This is a genomic window from Streptomyces hebeiensis (genome assembly GCF_052983195.1).
In genome coordinates this window covers 1,102,876-1,118,676 of record NZ_CM129812.1, presented here as the reverse complement: position 1 = coordinate 1,118,676, position 15,801 = coordinate 1,102,876, and the positions used below count along the sequence as shown (strand labels likewise).

Sequence of the window (15,801 nt, the reverse complement as noted above, 5' to 3'; positions counted from 1 at the left end):
GTGGCTGATGGGCAGCCCGGTGGCCGGCCGGGCCGGAGCGACCGTGCCGGTGCGCGGGCGTGATGGGGCCTGGAGGGCAGGGGTGGTGGAGTCGTCAGGCGGCGAGGTCGACGTCGCCGGGGGTGCGTGCTTCGTAGAGGGCGCCGGTGCGGATCATCGCGTGGATGACGTTCACGCGCTGGCGGGCCAGGCGGAGGATCGCCTGGGTGTGGGTCTTGCCGCGTGCGCGTTGGCGGTCGTAGTAGATCCGGGAGGACGGGTCGGTTTTGCAGCCGATCGCGGCGAACGCGGCCTGGAACAGGGCACGTTTGAGGAGCCGGTTGCCGCGGTGGGGTGCGTGCTCGCCGCGGATGGAGGTGCCCGAGGACTTCGTGGCCGGGGCGAGTCCGGCGTAGGAGGCGAGGTGTCCGGCGGTGGGGAAGGTGGTGCCGTCACCGATCGCGACGATCACGGCCGCTGTGGTCCTGACGCCCATGCCGGGCAGGGACGTCAGGAGGTGGAAAAGAGGGAGGGCCTCCAGCAGGGCGGCGATCTCCTGCTCGGCCTGGCGTCGCTGGGTGTGGGCGGCGGCGAGCTGCGCGGCCAGGCCGGGCACGATCAGCGCGGAGGTCTCGGTGCCCGGGACCACGAGGGTCTGCTCGGCCAGTGCGTCGAAGATCTCCCCGGTGAGGTGAGCGGCCTTGCGCGAGCCGTGCGCCCGGAGCAGGGCCTCGCAGCGTGCACGCCCCAGCTTCCTGATCTTCGTGGGAGAGCCGTGCTTCGCCAGGAGGGCCTGAACGTAGGGGTAGGCCAGACGAGGGCCGAGCACGCGTTCCAGGGAGGGGTGGATCTGGGAGAGCAGGCCGCGCAGCCGGTTGGTGGTGCGGTTCACCTCGCCGGCCAGGTCGTTGTCGTAGCCGGTGAGCATGGTAAGCGCCGCCAGCGTCTCGTCGTCCCGGTCGATCGCGCGCAGAGTGTGCGGCATGGTCCGGGCCGTGTCCGCGATCACGAAGGCGTCGCGGGCGTCGGTCTTGGCCTCACCCGGGTAGAGATCGGCGGCCCGCCGCATCGACAGACCGGGCAGGTAAGCCACCCGGCAGCCTGCCGCGCGGGCCGCGGCGATCGGCAGTGCGCCGATGTTGGCGACCTGGTCCACAACCACCAGGACGGTACCGAACTTCGTGACCAGCTTTCCGAACAGTTCCAGCAGCTTCGGTTCGGTGTTGGGCAGCCGCCTGTCGTGGACGGTCTTGCCCAGCTCGGTCAGACCATGGGCGTGGTGGAACTCTTTGCCCAGGTCAAGGCCGAGGAACAGATCTATGTCGACGGTGTCGACCATGCTCGCGTGCCCCCTCGACGTGCACTCGTGCCCGATCCTGGCCGTCCCTGCGGCACCACACGCCGGCAACCACGTTACGCAGACATCCCGTCCCCGAAGTGGTCCGGCGTTGCGCCGGGCCGGGCGGTCGTCAGGCCCCTCATCAGCGGTCAAGCGGTGCCCCGAGACCCGGCGGCAACACCCCCCAGGTCATCACCTCGACAGGGGGCAGACAGCCATACCGGGCCCGGGGGCCAGGCGCCCCATTTCGGAGCCACGAGAAAGGTAACGGGGCAGGCCAAGGCCACCGCACCGCGGCACACCGTCCCGGCCGGCCACGGCGCGACTCGCGCGCTCCGCGCGGTGGCCGGACGGCCCGAGCCGGGACGGGATCCGCGCGGACTCCCGGCGAACCGGTGCGAGATCCGCGAGAACTCCCACGCATGTCCCGGGCGGAACCGGGTAGACGGGCCTCCACTGACAGCGGAACACGCACCAAAGGGGAGGACGAAGTGTCCACGGCGAGCACGGTCCCGACCGAAGACGCGCGGTACGGATCCCAGCAGCGGGCCGAGGCGGCGCAGCTGGATCTCCCTTACGTCGAATGTCCGGCGGAGATGGCGCCCAAGGACGCCCGGGACATCTCCAAGGTCTTCTTCACCCGGCTGGCCGAGCTGGAGGAAGGCACCCACGAGCACAGTTACGTCCGGAACACGCTGATCGAGCTGAATCTGGCCCTGGTCCGCTACGCGGCTGCCCGGTTCCGCAACAGGGCCGACCAGATGGAGGACATCGTCCAGGTCGGCACCATCGGCCTGATCAAGGCGATCGACCGGTTCGAGCTCACGCGGGAGGTGGAGTTCGCGACCTTCGCCGTTCCCTACATCGTCGGCGAGATCAAGCGGTTCTTCCGGGACACCAGCTGGGCCGTGCACGTGCCCCGCCGGCTCCAGGAGCTGCGGATCGACCTGGCCAAGGCGACCGACGAGCTCTCGCACCGGCTCGACCGCGCGCCGACCACGTCCGAACTGGCCGAACACCTCGGCCTGGACGAGGACGAGGTCATCGAGGGTGTCGTCGCGAGCAACGGTTACACGGCCGGTTCGATCGACATGCCCGCGGATGAATCGGACCACACGGGCGCGATCGCGGACCGGCTGGGCGCGCCCGACGCGGGACTGGAGACGGCGGAGAACGTCCAGGCGCTGAAGCCGCTGATGGAGGAGTTGGACGACCGGGAGCGGCGCATCCTGCGGATGCGGTTCGGCGACGAGATGACGCAGTCCGAGATCGGCGCCGAGCTGGGGGTGTCGCAGATGCACGTCTCCCGGCTGCTGGCCCGGATCACCGGGCGGCTGCGGGCGGGGCTGCTGGTCGAGTAACCGAGCAGCGTCCTCGCTGTTCTCGCATGCGGTCATCGAGGAGCCGGCGTGTCGCCGCGCAGGACAGCGGCGCGGGTGCGGCCGAGCACGGCGCGGGCGCGGGCGGACCGTCCAGTGGTAACAGCGGCGTGCGCAGGGTGCGGGTGAGGGACGCGGAGCGCAGCCGGGCGCGGGCGTCGTCATACCAGTCCGCACGGGCCCAGCGACCACGCAGGAGTCCCAGCACAAGGACCGCAACTGCTTCACGGCCAGCAAAGTCAACCTGAAACCGTAGACACGGAGATCCCCGGTCCGTGTGGGCCGGGGATCTCTGCCGCCGGGCGCCGGCCCCGCGTACACGGGGCTGCGGGCCGTCCGTCACACGCCCGCCGCGCGCGCAGCCGTGTACACCTCGGCCGCCACGTCGATCAGTTCGGCCGCGTCCCGGGTCGTGGTCTGGACGTCCAGCAGGAATCCGGGGACGCCGGACTCCGCGTGCGCCACCAGGTCCTCGACGATCTGGGCCACACTGCCCTGGAAGGGCTGCCGGCCGTCGCCCTCGTACGGCTTCGCGCTGTACTGCGCGTTGATGCGGACGCAGGCGTCGAGCGGCCTCGTCCTGCCCCGTTCCTCGGCCAGTTCGCGCAGGTGCCGCCACTCCCGGGTCAGTTCCCGCGCCCCCATGGCCACCGGCATCCAGCCGTCCGCCCGGTCCACCAGCCGGCGTTTGGCGCGCGGGCCGGCTGCGGCGAGGAGGACCGGGATGGGCCGGGCCGGCTTGGGGCCCACCTCGGACGGGGCGATGGTGGTCAGCTCGCCCGTGTACGAGACCGGGTCCGGCCCCCACACGGCCGCGCACACGTCCAGCAGTTCGTCCAGCACCGCGCCGCGCTTGTCGAACGGGGCGACGGAGGCGGCGGCGTACTCGTCGTGCGACCAGCCCGTGCCGAAACCGGCGACCACCCGGCCGCCGCTCGCCGCGTCCAGCGAGGCGAGCGTCCGGGCCAGTTGGAACGGGACGTGCAACGGCGCGATCAGGACGCTGGTGCCGAGCCGGACCCGTTCGGTGGCCGCCGCGGCCAGCGTCAGCGTGACCAGCGGGTCCGCCACACTGCGGTACGTGTCGGGCCACGGGACGCCCGGCACACCGAACAGGCCCTGGGTGGCGGGCTCGGGGAAGAGGACGCGTTCGAAGACCCACAGACTCTCGTAACCGGTCTCTTCCGCGGCGCGCGCCACGGCGGCCACGTCGCGGCCGAGGACGTGGTGCTTCAACTGCGGAAGACCGAGACCGAGTGTGACCGGCATGCGTGCACTCCTTCGTGGCGGACGGGTCGGGGAACCACCGTAAGCACAGCAGTAGTTAATTCATCAACCTTTTGTGGTGCCGGTGGGGGCGTGACCGGCTGGATCCGGCCGCTCCCATCCTCGCCCGGCGAACGGCCGGTGGTGCGGTCCGGCGGGCCGGGCGCCGACGACCGACACGGGCGAGGCGGCGGATCGACGCCTTGCTGTGGTGGGTCGAGCTGCGGGGGGAGTCGGGCGGGTGCGAGGGCGCGGCGGGGACGTTCGCGCCGGAATACGCCTACACGCCGGTGACGGGCTGAGTCCGCGCGCGGGGAACGGCGATCGCCCGCGCGACGCCGGGCCGCCCGGTGTCGCCGGGGCCGCGCGCGGGAAACGGCGGGGCCCGGCGTACCGCGTCTCGCCGGGCCGGACCCCGTCGCGTCACGCGAGCGCGGGCCCGCCGTACGGTGGCCGGACAGCGGCTGACGGCGCCGTTCTCCCGTGCCGCCTCCCCCGTTCCCCTCCGGGCCGGTCCGCGGTCCCGTATCGCCCGTATCGCCCGCGTCGTCGGTGTCTTCCGTGTCGTACGTGCACGGCGCAAACGACGAGGACCGCCCCGGTGACGGTGGCGCTGTCGCCGCCCGAGGTCCGGATCGTGGCCGCGACCCCGACGAACGAGAGCGAACAGCCCAGGCAACTCGGCACCCGGCCGCGCGTCGCCAGCAGGAAGATGATGGTCGCGACACCGGACATCATGATCGCGAGGTTCGGGTCGAGGCCGATGAGGACCGGGGCCACGAATGTGGCTCCGACCATACACGGCCAGCTCCATGCCCGATCCGGAGTTCCGGACTGATCACGTCGGGAGGGGCGATGGAGACGCGAATGTAAACGAGGCCACGCTTGCGGCGCCGTACGGTGGTAGGCGCCTGTGTCGTGCTGACGGGGCGCAGCCGGACCGAGGTCGGTGGGGGAGTTTCGATGCGCTTGGCCGGCTGCATCGGGGCCGTACGTCCTGTGTTGAGCGAGACCATGCCGCCTGCTGGTCAGCCTGCCGGCATGATTGGGCGGTCCGAGGCCCAGGGTTGACGGAGGCCAGCCGAGCGCCACACGCAATGCGTCGACTGACTCGGTTTGTCTCGATGAGGGTGTTCGGCTATTAATCACCTCGGCTCCGCGGCGTGCGGGCCATGGGAAAGCGGAGAGTGATAATGGCGGGCGTCGGGTGGAAGCTGCACGGCGATGGCAAGCACCTGCGGCCGGGCGAGGTCGTCAGGCCCGATGAGCGTCTGTCCTGGGGGCGCACCATCGGCTTGGGTGCCCAGCACGTCGTTTCGATGATCGGCGCGTGTTTCGTCGCCCCGATCCTTATGGGCTTGGATCCGAGCCTGGCGCTGATGGCGTCAGGGGTGGCGACGGCGCTGTTCCTGTTGATGACCCGTGGCCGTATTCCCAGCTACCTGGGCTCTTCGCTGTCCTTCGTGGGCGTGTCCGCAGTCATCGCGAGCCAGGGCGGGGATGCCGGCACCTTGACGGGCGCCCTGCTGGTGGTCGGTGCGTGTCTGGCCGGGTGCGGCATCGCCATCCATGTACTGGGCGCCCGGGTGATCCATGCGGTGCTGCCGCCTGCGGTGACCGGCGCGGTGGTCATGCTCATCGGTTTCAACCTGGCCCCGGTGACAGCTTCCACATACTGGCCCCAGGACCAGTGGACGGCGCTGGCCACCATGTTGTTCACCGGCCTTGCCCTGGTGGTGCTGCGCGGCTTCTGGGCCCGCATCGCAATCTTCCTGGGCCTGGTCTTCGGGTACGGCCTGTCCTGGATCTTCGACAAGACCCTGGGCAAGATTCATTCGGCGGACGGGTCAGGCAAGATCACCGATCACTGGCGGATCGACTTCTCCGGGGTTTCCAATGCCGAATGGATCGGCGTGCCCACCTTCCACGCCCCGAACTTCTCCGCCTCGGCGATCCTGGTCGCCCTGCCCGTCCTGGTAGCGCTCATCGCCGAGAACGCGGGGCACGTCAAGGCGGTCGGTGAGATGACGGGGGATCCGCTGGATGACCAGATGGGCCGGGCCATTGCCGCGGACGGCGCGGCGACCATGCTGTCCACCGCGGTCGGGGGACCCGCGACGACCACGTATGCGGAGAACATCGGTGTGATGGCCGCGACCCGCGTCTACTCCACCGCCGCGTACTGGGCCGCCGCGGGCTTCGCGCTGCTGTTCGGGCTATGCCCGAAGTTCGGCGCCGTCGTCGCGGCCATCCCCGGCGGGGTTCTCGGTGGGATCACGGTGATTCTCTACGGGATGATCGGGCTGCTTGGTGCGCAGATCTGGGTTCGCAACAAGGTCGACTTCTCCCAGCCCCTCAATCTGGTGCCGACCGCAGCCGGCGTCATCATCGGCATCGGCGGTGTCTCGTTGAAGTTCACCGACAACTTCGAATTGTCCGGCATCGCGCTGGGCACGCTCATAGTTCTGACCGGCTACCACGCCCTGCGCTGGCTTTCGAAGGCCGCCGGAACCCAGCAGCCTCCCCTCCTGGACGGCGGCACCACCGACTACGACAAGGGCGCCAGTAGCGCCCGGTAATTGCCGCCGGGGACTACGATGCCGACCGAGCCGGTACGGCCGGTAGAGGGCCGGATCGCCGCCGCGTCGCATCGCTGACCGAACGTCAGGCTGGTGTAGTGAGAGTCCTTGTCGCTGTGATGTATGAGGCCGGGCGGGGTCTGCAGGCCGTGACCGCCGAACCTCGCAGCGAGTGCATCGGCCGCAGGGCCGAGGTCATCCGGTGTCGCGAGGCCGGCGGAGGTGGTCACGTCGTGGCCCTCCGTTCGGGGTCTGCTGCCGCGGCGGTGCCGGTGCCGGAATCGACGATGGCCTGCAAAGTGGCCAGGTGATGCGCGAACGCGTCGCGTCCGGTGTCGGTGATGCCGACCCAGGTGCGGGTGCGGCGCCCCACCGGCTCCTTTCGCACCGTGACCAGCCCGGCATCCGACAGCACGGTCAGCGTCTGGGAGAGCGTGGAGTCACTGACCTCCAGCAGGTCGGCGAGGAACCGGAAGTCGACGTCTTCGAGGTTCCGCAGCGCCGCCAGCAGCGAGAATCTCACGGGCGAGTGGATGAGCGAGTCGAGGTCCTTGCGTGGGTGGCTCATCGCCTGGAGCTCGCGAAGAGGCACGCCACGATCGGGCTGACGGCGATGACACCGGCGAGCATCCACCACCACGGCCGGGTCGCTCCGACGAGCTGAAGAGCCGGATCGAGCATCAGGGTGTAGAGCGCGAACCATGTCGCCACCGCGATCTGCATGTTCCGCAGACCGTTGCGAGGCGCGGAGACCTGATTCCTCAGTGCGATCGTCCAGATCGAGATCGAGCCCAGCGACAGGAGCCCGAACGCCGTCCAGTAGTACACGTGGAGGACATCGACCGCGAAGGTGAACGCGAGCGCAAACCCCGCCTGCAGGCCCACGAACACCGGGAACCAGCGGGTCGCGCGACGAGCCTCAGCGCCGGCCTTCTCACCGGCGGCGACACACGCCGCCGCTTCGTCCGCAGAGATGTGATTGCTAATCATGAATGTACTTTAAAGGCGGTAAAGTTGACGGTCAACTCGCCGCACCAGGGCTCCTCGCTGTCTGAGGCCTGTCCCGTAATCCCCGGTGGATCAGCAGGCGCCGTCAGATGCGCTGCTTCGCACGGCGGAGGGGTGCCCGCATCCTGGATGTACGCGGGCGTTGCGACAATCCGGCGAGGTGCCGTGGCTGTCGTCGTGCGCCCGCCGGGGATCACGGGACAACCCTTGCAAGTGCGTGTGCCGTAACGGTGACGCGTCGGGTTCCTGATCGTCGATCATGGTCGTGTGGTGGGGAACGCCTCTCGTGAAACGATCACCAGCGACCGGAGGATCACAGGACTGTCGGCCGATTGCCGAACTCGTGGCTGAGCCGGACCTGTTGCGGCATGAACGCCACCCGGCCCGGCGTGTGGCCGGGCCACGGAAGCGGACCGTGGGCGCGGCGCGAAACACCGGCTGGTCTTCGTCGACCGACTCCTGGCCACCCTCGTGCACCTCCGACACGCGACCACCCATGACGTACTGGCCTGCTGGTTCGGCGTGGACCGCTCCACCGTCGTCCGCGCAATCGGCGGGGTGCGGCCCCTGCTCGCCGAGCGAGGCTGCGCCGTCAGCCCCGGAGTGCGCTGCGAGGTCGTCGACCACCTCGGCGCCGTCGGCAAGACCGGGATCGTCGACGGTAACCGAGAGCCGCGATCTGGCCGGGCGGCTCGGCGCGCAGCCCGTACGGCCCGGCGGCCCGTGCGGCGTCAAAGCCCGTACCGCACCGTGGGCCCGCGCGGCGGGAACCCGCGGCCGTGGCTCAGGTCGTCGGGTCCGCCGCCGGGGCGGGCTCGCCCGTGGTGACCGGGGCCGCGCGCCGGTCACCCGCGCGCAGCGCCCCGGCACCCACCATCAGCCCGCAGGCCAGCAGGGTCACCAGCCCGAAGGAGACCACCAGCGACGTCGCGTTCGCGACCGCGCCGATCGCCGAGGGCGCGATCAGGCCCGAGGTGTACGTGATGGTGGCGACGCCTGCGATGGCCTGGCTCGGGTTCGGGCCCGCCCGGCCCGCCGCGGCGAACGCGAGCGGGACGACCACGGCCACCCCGAGCCCGATGAACCCGAAGCCCGCCATGGCGACCGCGGGATGCGGCGCCGCGACCACCATCGCCCCGCCCGCCGTCGCCAGTGCCCCGCCCACGCGTACGGCGCGTACGGCGCCGAACCGGTCGACGACCCGGTCGCCCACGAGCCGCGCCACCGCCATGGTCAGCGCGAACGCCGTGGTCGAGGCCGCCGCGAGCCCGGCCGAGGTGTCCAGCGCGTCCCGCAGGTAGACCGCCGACCAGTCCAGGCTCGCGCCCTCCGCGAAGACCGCGCAGAAGCCGACCGCGCCGATGAGCACCGCGGACTTCGGCGGCAGCGCGAACCGGGGCGGCGGTTCCTCGTCCCGTGTGCCGCGCACCTCCGGGACCGCCTGGCAGGCGGCCAGCCCGGCCGCCGTGAGCACGGCGGCCGCGAGCGCGTGGTGCAGGCGCGCGTCGCTGCCCAGGTGCGCGGCGAGCGTGCCGGCCGCGGAGCCGATCAGCGCGCCCGCGCTCCACATGCCGTGCAGGCCGGACATGATCGATTTGGCGAGCCGGTTCTCGACCTCCACCCCGATGGCGTTCATCACCACGTCGGACAGGCCCGAGGAGGCGCCGTACAGGAACAGCGCCGCGCACAGCAGCACCAGATCGGGGGCGAGCGACGGCAGCGTCAGCGCGAGGGTCCACAGGGCGAGCAGGACGCGCAGCGCCGTGCGCGCCCCGAAGCGGTGGCTGATCGCCCCGGCCAGCGGCATCGCCACCGAGGCCCCCAGCGCGGGGAAGGCGAGCGCCAGTCCGAGCTGGCCCGCGCTGACGCCGGTGTGGTCCTGGATCCAGGGGATCCGGGTGGCGAAGCTGCCGGTCACCGAGCCGTGCACACAGAAAACGAGGGCGATCGCGACCCGGGCGCGCCCCCACCGCCGCTTGTCGTGGACGCCTCCGGCGGCCCCGGCGGTCTTTCCGTCACGTCCATCGGGTCCACCGGGCTTTCCGGCGAACTCCCCAGCGACCTCTTCAGCCGGCATCGGCCCCGACCTTCCCGAGAGACTGCCCCTACCGGCGGACACCTCGCCGGTGCCGCCGCTGCCGCAGCCGTCAGCGGCTGCAGTAAACTATCAGGAACCCTTCCTGATAAATAGACTCCGCTCGGCCCTTCTGGAAGGATCCCGGCATGGCCGCATCCCCGAGCACCGCCCGGGCCATCAACGACCGGCTGGCCCTGCGCCTGCTCCGGGAGGGCCCGTTGACGGCAGGACAGCTGACCTCGCTCACCGGGCTCTCCCGCCCCACCGTCGCCGATCTGGTGGACCGGCTCCAGGACTCGGGGCTGGTCAGGGTGGTGGGTGAGGCGGGGGGCCGGCGCCGGGGCCCCAACGCCCGGCTGTACGGGATCGTCGCCGATCGCGCGCACCTCGCCGCCCTCGACGTACGGACGGACGGCGTCGCCGTCGTCGTCGCCGACCTGCTGGGCACCACCCTGGCGGAGGCCGCCTCTCCCGTCGGCGGCGACACCGCCACCGAGACGGCCGTGGAGCGGGTCGCGACCCTGCTGGAACGGACGGTCCGCGAAGCCGGCGCGAGCCGGCTGCACAGTGTGGGCATCGGCGCGCCCGGACTGGTCGACCCGGTCACCGGCGAGCTGCGCGACACCTCGGGCCTGCCCGCCTGGCACCGCCGGCTCGTCGGGGCGCTCCAGGAGCGGCTGGCGGCGGCCGTCCTGGTGGAGAACGAGACCAATCTGGCCGCGCTCGCGGAGGCCCGGCTGGGAGCGGCGCACGGCCCGGACACCTTCGTCCTGCTCTGGCTCGGCCACGGCGTGGGGGCGGCCCTCGTGCTCGACGGGAAGCTGCGCCGAGGGGCCTCGGGCGGCGCGGGCGAGATCGGCTTCCTGCCCGTCCCCGGCACCTCGCGACTGCCCTCGGCGGTCGCCTGCGACGGTGGCTTTCACTCGCTGGCGGGCTCGGGGGCGGTGAGCGCGCTCGCGGAGCGGTACGGGGTCAAGGCGGTGCCGGTGGCGGCCGAGCCGCCGTCCGCCGCGCTTGTCCGGGCGGCCGTCGCGGGGCGGGGGGCGGCCCCCGGCGAGTTCCTCGACGCCCTGGCCGACCGGCTGGCGCTCGGCGCGGCGGCGGTGAGCGCGGTGCTCGACCCCGGCCGGATCGTCCTGGGCGGTGAGATGGGCCAGGCGGGCGGGGCGGCCCTGGCGTCCCGTACCGAGACCCGGCTCGCCGCGCTGTCGCCGCTGCGCACGGAGGTCAGGGCGAGCGCGCTGGGCGGCGCGGCGGTCCTGCGGGGCGCGCTGCTGACGGCCCGTGAGGCGGCGCAGGACGCGCTGTTCGCCGGGGACGTGTGAGCGACTTCACCACGGAGGGCCGATCCGGCCGCGGCGGTGAGGATCACGGGCGCCGGGCCCCGCGCGTCGCCCGATCGGCCCCCGAAGTCCGCTCCGGGCGCCGCCCCGCGGTGGGCCCGGTGCGGCCCCGGATCCCGCCGTTCTGTGAGACAGGACACATCCCTGCCCCGGATGGCCGACGATCAGCCGTGGCAGACTGGTCCCGTACCAGAAGCAGCGCACTCCGGGGTCGGTGTAATTCCGAACCGGCGGTTACAGTCCGCGACCCGCCCGCATCCAGTGGGCGGTTGACCAGGTGAAATTCCTGGACCGACGGTGAAAGTCCGGATGGGAGGCAGTGCGCGGCGGGCCGTGGCAGGTGCGTCGCCGTCGATGGTCGTCCTCGGACGATCCACATCGTCGGTCCCGGCGTCCCGGCGTATGCGTTCCCGCTGATTCTGTCGTCATCGACAGGCCCCGGAGTCCGTGCCCGAAGAGGCAGGAGGACCCGGGTGGCCACCGAAGCGGACACCGTGACCGACGCCGACGCGATGCGTCGGGCCCTCGTGCTGGCCGCTCGCGGCCTGGGCCGTACGAGCCCCAATCCCGTCGTCGGATGCGTCGTCCTCGACAGCGCGGGACGGCCGGCCGGAGAGGGCTACCACCGGCGGGCCGGCGGGCCGCACGCCGAGGTCCACGCCCTGCGGGCGGCGGGGGAACGGGCCCGTGGCGGCACCGCGTACGTCACCCTGGAACCCTGTGACCACACCGGCCGCACCGGCCCCTGCTCCCGCGCGCTCCTCGACGCGGGTGTGGTCCGGGTCGTCTACGCGGTCGCCGACCCGGACCCCCGGGCGGGCGGCGGCGCCCGCACCTTGCGCGCGGCCGGGGTCGCGGTGGAGCGGGGGCTGCTCGCCGAGGAGGCCGAGGCCGGCAACGTCGCCTGGCTCACCTCCGTACGCCTGCGCCGCCCGCACGTGACCTGGAAGTACGCGGCCACCCTCGACGGCCGCTCGGCCGCCGCCGACGCCACCAGCCGCTGGATCACCTCCGCCGAGTCGCGCGCCGATGCGCACCGGCTGCGCGCCGAGGCCGACGCGGTCGTCGTCGGTGCGGGCACCGCCCGCACCGACGACCCCCATCTCGCCGTACGGGGCGTCCCGGACGCCGTCCAGCCGCTGCGCGTCGTCGTGGACACCGAGGGCACCGCCGTGCGGCCCGGGGCCCGGATCCTGGACGGCGCATCGGCCACGCTCGTCGCGGTCGCCGAGGACGCCGATCTCCGGGCCGCCGGTCATCTGCCCGAGGTGGTACGACTGCCCCGCGCCGCCCGCGGTCTCGACGTGCCGGCCCTGCTGGCCGCCCTGGACGCGCGCGGCGTGCGCTCCGTGCTCCTCGAGGGAGGGCCGGCCCTGGCCGGCTCCTTCGTCGCCGCGGGAGCGGTCGACCGGGTCATCGGCTACCTGGCCCCCGTCCTGCTCGGCGCCGGCCCGGCGGCGCTCTCCGACGCGGGAATCGCCACCCTCGCCGACGCGTTGCGGCTCCGTATGACGGAGACCGTACGGATCGGCACCGACGTGAGGATCACCGCCGTGCCGGAGGTCCCTGCCACGCGACCCGCCACCCGGGAGTCCGCCGTCACGGAGCCTCCCGTCACCGAGCCCGCCGCCCTGCCCGAGTCCGCCGCAGCCAAGTCCCCTGTCCCCGGCCCGGCCGCCGAGGTCGCCGCCGCCGTCCGCGTTCCCGCCGACGGCCCCGCCACGAAGGAGCGTTGAGTGTTCACCGGAATCGTCGAAGAACTGGGTGAGGTCGCCGCCGTCGAGAACCTCGGCGACTCCTCCCGCTTCCGGCTGCGCGGTCCCCTCGTCACCGAGAACGCCAAGCACGGCGACTCCATCGCCGTCAACGGCGTCTGTCTGACGGTCGTCGACCTCGCGGACGGCGAGTTCACCGCCGACGTGATGGCCGAGACGCTGAACCGCTCCAGCCTCGGCGCGCTCGTGCCCGGCTCCCGGGTCAACCTGGAGCGGCCCACGGCCGTCGGCGGCCGGCTCGGCGGCCATATCGTCCAGGGCCACGTCGACGGCACCGGCACCATCGTCGGGCGTGAGCCGTCCGAGCACTGGGAGGTCGTCACCGTCTCCCTCCCCGCCGGGCTGAGCCGTTACGTCGTGGAGAAGGGCTCGATCACCGTCGACGGCGTGAGCCTCACGGTCGTCGAGGCCGGAGCCGAGCACTTCACCATCAGCCTCATTCCCACCACCCTCGCGCTGACCACCCTCGGTCTCAAGGGGCCGGGCGACCCGGTCAACCTGGAGGTCGACGTCATCGCGAAGTACGTCGAGCGGATGCTCGGCGACCGAGCCGGGGAGCCCTCCCGATGAGCGTCCTGTCCTGGCTGAACGGCGAGGCCTTCACGGCCGTCGGTCAGCACATCCTGTGGTCCGACATGATCGGCAACGTCATCGGCCTGGCGGCCCTGGCACTCGGCTGGCGGCGCTCCATCCTGACCTGGCCCGCCCAGTTGCTGTCCGGGGCCATCCTGGTCGGCGCGTACGCCTCCGCCCAGCTCAGCGGGGGCGTCGGCAAGCAACTGCTCGTCATCGGCGTGGCCCTGTGGGGCTGGCGGCAGTGGCAGCGCGGCAGGCAGCAGGCCCAGGACGGCTCGATCGCCGTCCGCTTCGCGAGCGGGCGCGAGCGGGTGGTGCTGCTGGCCGGCACGGCCGTGGGCACCCTCGCCGTCGGCGGGCTGTTCGTCGCCGTCCCCGAACTGTCCTGGAACCCCTGGCCCGACGCGTACATCTTCGTCGGCACGCTCGCCGCGATGGTCGCCCAGGCCCGTGGGCTGGTCGAGTTCTGGTTCGCCTGGCTGCTGGTCGACATCGTCGGCGTACCGCTCGCCTTCAGCAGCGGACTGGCCTTCTCGGGCCTGGTGTACGTGGTCTACCTCGCCCTCGTCCTGTGGGGGATGCGCGACTGGTGGCTCCGGTCCCGCGCCGCCGCGGTGCCCCTGGAAGGAGCAGCAGCATGACGTCCCGACCGTCCGGCACCGCGGGGGAGTTCTCCCTCGACCCCGTGGAGCAGGCCGTACGCGACATCGCGGCGGGCCGCCCGGTCGTCGTCGTGGACGACGAGGACCGCGAGAACGAGGGCGACCTCGTCGTGGCCGCCGAGAAGGTGACCCCCGAGATCGTCGCTTTCATGATGAGCGAGTGCCGCGGCCTGATCTGCGCCCCCATGGAAGGCGCCGAGCTGGACCGGCTCGACCTGCCGCAGATGGTCGGCCGCAACACCGAGTCCCTGCGGACCGCCTTCACGGTCTCCGTCGACGCGGGCCCCGCCCACGGCGTCACCACCGGGATCTCCGCCGCCGACCGGGCCACCACGCTCCGGCTGCTCGCCTCGGGGGCGGCCGAGGCGAGCGACCTCGTCAGGCCCGGCCATGTCTTCCCGCTGCGCGCCAGGTCCGGCGGGGTGCTCGCGCGGAACGGGCACACCGAGGCCGCCGTCGACCTGGCCAGGCTCGCCGGGCTGCGCCCGGCCGGCGCGATCGTGGAGATCGCCGGCGAGGACGGCGTGATGCTGCGCCTGCCCGAACTGGTCCCGTTCGCCCGCAAGCACGGCCTGTCGATCATCTCCATCGAGGATCTGATCGCCTACCGCCGCGGCGCGGAGCCGACCGTGCGCCGCGAGGCCGAGGTCCGGCTGCCGACGGCCCACGGCGCGTTCACCGCCTACGGCTACCGCTCCACGGTCGACGGGGTCGAGCACGTCGCCCTCGTCCACGGGGACCTCGGCGACGGCGAGGACGTGCTGGTCCGCGTCCACTCCGAATGCCTCACCGGCGACATCTTCGCCTCCCAGCGCTGCGACTGCGGCCCGCAGTTGGAGGAGTCCATGCGGCGCGTCGCCGCCGCCGGGCGCGGAGTGGTGGTCTACCTGCGCGGCCACGAGGGCCGCGGCATCGGCCTGTTGTCCAAGCTGCGCGCGTACGAGCTCCAGGAACGCGGCCACGACACCCTCGACGCCAACCTCGAACTCGGGCTGCCCGCGGACGCCCGTGACTACGCGGCGGGCGCGCGGATCCTCAGCGACCTCGGGGTGCGCAGCCTGCGCCTGCTGACCAACAACCCCGACAAGACCGCCGCCCTCCTCCGGCACGGCCTGCGGGTCACCGGACGCGAGCCGATGCCCGTACAGGCGGGCGAGCACAACCTCCGGTACCTGCGCACCAAGCGTGACCGGATGGGCCATGACCTGCCGTGGCTGGACACCGCCGAGGTGTCCGTCTGCGGCAACCAGTGACCCGGTCCGGCCGAACCGGTACCGGACGCCAAGAGCACCGCGCGAGCACCGCCGGGTACGGCGGAGAGAGTGGATGAGGTACGACGTGAGCGGCAAGGGCGCACCCGAGCTGACCGTACGGAACTGCGGAGACCTCCGGGTCGCCGTCATCGCGGCCCAGTGGCACGAGAAGATCATGGACGGACTCGTCGACGGCGCCCTGCGCGCCCTGGGCGATCTCGGCATCGACGACCCCGCCCTGGTGCGCGTGCCGGGCAGTTTCGAACTGCCGGTCGCCGCCCGGGTCCTCGCCGCGCGTGGCTACGACGCCGTCGTCGCCCTCGGCGTCGTCATCCGCGGCGGCACCCCGCACTTCGACTATGTGTGCCAGGGCGTCACCCAGGGCCTCACCCAGGTCTCCGTCGACACCGGCGTGCCCGTCGGCTTCGGCGTGCTGACCTGCGACACCGAGGAGCAGGCCCTGGACCGCGCGGGCCTGCCGGGCTCGCACGAGGACAAGGGCCACGAGGCGGTCACCGCCGCCGTCGCCACCGTGGCAGCGCTGCGGGCCGTCGCCTGATCCGGG

Annotated in this window: 14 protein-coding genes, 2 pseudogenes and 1 riboswitch; of the genes and pseudogenes, 9 read left to right on the top strand and 7 right to left on the bottom strand. The window is 72.4% G+C overall.

Annotated elements, in window-relative coordinates:
• Positions 1–94: 94 nt before the first annotated feature.
• A complete protein-coding gene (locus tag ACU6P3_RS04740; protein ID WP_447193012.1) occupies positions 95–1,318 on the bottom strand; it encodes an IS110 family RNA-guided transposase in 1,224 nt (407 codons plus the stop codon).
• Positions 1,319–1,809: 491 nt separating this feature from the next.
• On the opposite strand from ACU6P3_RS04740, the gene ACU6P3_RS04735 reads away from it, so the two are divergent.
• The gene (locus ACU6P3_RS04735; protein ID WP_447196055.1) at positions 1,810–2,679 is read left to right on the top strand and encodes an RNA polymerase sigma factor SigF; all 870 of its coding nucleotides are present in this window, start codon (positions 1,810–1,812) and stop codon (positions 2,677–2,679) included.
• A gap of 357 nt (positions 2,680–3,036) precedes the next feature.
• Here the strand turns inward: ACU6P3_RS04735 and ACU6P3_RS04730 are convergent, their stop codons facing one another.
• Together ACU6P3_RS04730 and ACU6P3_RS04725 are read right to left on the bottom strand one after the other, a co-directional pair.
• Positions 3,037–3,966 carry an LLM class F420-dependent oxidoreductase gene (locus ACU6P3_RS04730; RefSeq protein WP_447196054.1) on the bottom strand — a complete coding sequence of 310 codons (930 nt, stop codon included), beginning with the start codon at positions 3,964–3,966 and terminating at the stop codon, positions 3,037–3,039.
• Positions 3,967–4,536: 570 nt separating this feature from the next.
• Positions 4,537–4,995 (bottom strand): annotated as a pseudogene (locus ACU6P3_RS04725) (solute carrier family 23 protein); the annotation flags it as partial.
• A 161-nt stretch (positions 4,996–5,156) separates the two neighbouring features.
• On the opposite strand from ACU6P3_RS04725, the gene ACU6P3_RS04720 reads away from it, so the two are divergent.
• Positions 5,157–6,542, top strand: coding sequence for a uracil-xanthine permease family protein (locus tag ACU6P3_RS04720; protein WP_447196053.1), 1,386 nt, complete (start codon positions 5,157–5,159; stop codon positions 6,540–6,542).
• Here the strand turns inward: ACU6P3_RS04720 and ACU6P3_RS04715 are convergent.
• Genes ACU6P3_RS04715 through ACU6P3_RS04705 form a run of 3 tightly spaced genes read right to left on the bottom strand, consistent with a single transcriptional unit; the run spans position 6,512 to position 7,532 of the window.
• Positions 6,512–6,772: a hypothetical protein gene (locus ACU6P3_RS04715; RefSeq protein ID WP_447198202.1), complete on the bottom strand. Its 261-nt coding sequence runs from the start codon at positions 6,770–6,772 to the stop codon at positions 6,512–6,514. The genes ACU6P3_RS04720 and ACU6P3_RS04715 overlap by 31 nt on opposite strands.
• Entirely contained in the window at positions 6,769–7,110 is a 342-nt protein-coding gene (locus ACU6P3_RS04710) for a transcriptional regulator (protein WP_030743084.1), read from the bottom strand. The genes ACU6P3_RS04715 and ACU6P3_RS04710 overlap by 4 nt, the downstream gene beginning before the upstream one ends.
• Positions 7,107–7,532 (bottom strand): hypothetical protein, encoded by a 426-nt coding sequence (locus ACU6P3_RS04705; RefSeq protein WP_447196052.1) that lies wholly within the window; start codon positions 7,530–7,532, stop codon positions 7,107–7,109. The genes ACU6P3_RS04710 and ACU6P3_RS04705 overlap by 4 nt, the downstream gene beginning before the upstream one ends.
• A gap of 489 nt (positions 7,533–8,021) precedes the next feature.
• Here ACU6P3_RS04705 and ACU6P3_RS04700 point away from each other — a divergent pair, with 489 nt between their 5' ends.
• Entirely contained in the window at positions 8,022–8,378 is a 357-nt protein-coding gene (locus ACU6P3_RS04700) for a helix-turn-helix domain-containing protein (RefSeq protein WP_447196051.1), read from the top strand.
• Here ACU6P3_RS04700 and ACU6P3_RS04695 read toward each other — a convergent pair.
• Positions 8,335–9,627: an MFS transporter gene (locus tag ACU6P3_RS04695; RefSeq protein WP_447196050.1), complete on the bottom strand. Its 1,293-nt coding sequence runs from the start codon at positions 9,625–9,627 to the stop codon at positions 8,335–8,337. The genes ACU6P3_RS04700 and ACU6P3_RS04695 overlap by 44 nt on opposite strands.
• 146 nt (positions 9,628–9,773) lie before the next feature.
• Here ACU6P3_RS04695 and ACU6P3_RS04690 point away from each other — a divergent pair, with 146 nt between their 5' ends.
• The 6 genes and pseudogenes from ACU6P3_RS04690 to ribH all read left to right on the top strand — a co-directional run bounded on the left by ACU6P3_RS04690 (position 9,774) and on the right by ribH (position 15,795).
• Positions 9,774–10,952 (top strand): ROK family transcriptional regulator, encoded by a 1,179-nt coding sequence (locus tag ACU6P3_RS04690; protein ID WP_447196049.1) that lies wholly within the window; start codon positions 9,774–9,776, stop codon positions 10,950–10,952.
• A 214-nt stretch (positions 10,953–11,166) separates the two neighbouring features.
• A riboswitch (FMN riboswitch) is annotated at positions 11,167–11,297 on the top strand.
• Between the two features lie 185 nt (positions 11,298–11,482).
• Positions 11,483–12,529: pseudogene (ribD, locus tag ACU6P3_RS04685) on the top strand (bifunctional diaminohydroxyphosphoribosylaminopyrimidine deaminase/5-amino-6-(5-phosphoribosylamino)uracil reductase RibD); the annotation flags it as partial.
• Positions 12,530–12,706: 177 nt separating this feature from the next.
• Positions 12,707–13,315: a riboflavin synthase gene (locus ACU6P3_RS04680; RefSeq protein WP_344277497.1), complete on the top strand. Its 609-nt coding sequence runs from the start codon at positions 12,707–12,709 to the stop codon at positions 13,313–13,315.
• Complete coding sequence (locus tag ACU6P3_RS04675) at positions 13,312–13,962, top strand: nicotinamide mononucleotide transporter family protein (protein WP_030756995.1); 651 nt, start codon at positions 13,312–13,314, stop codon at positions 13,960–13,962. Before ACU6P3_RS04680 ends, ACU6P3_RS04675 begins: the two co-directional genes overlap by 4 nt.
• Positions 13,959–15,236 carry a bifunctional 3,4-dihydroxy-2-butanone-4-phosphate synthase/GTP cyclohydrolase II gene (locus ACU6P3_RS04670; RefSeq protein WP_447196048.1) on the top strand — a complete coding sequence of 426 codons (1,278 nt, stop codon included), beginning with the start codon at positions 13,959–13,961 and terminating at the stop codon, positions 15,234–15,236. The genes ACU6P3_RS04675 and ACU6P3_RS04670 overlap by 4 nt, the downstream gene beginning before the upstream one ends.
• Positions 15,237–15,321: 85 nt before the next feature.
• Positions 15,322–15,795, top strand: a complete 474-nt coding sequence (ribH, locus tag ACU6P3_RS04665) for a 6,7-dimethyl-8-ribityllumazine synthase (protein ID WP_447197763.1) — start codon at positions 15,322–15,324, stop codon at positions 15,793–15,795.
• Positions 15,796–15,801 lie beyond the last annotated feature (6 nt).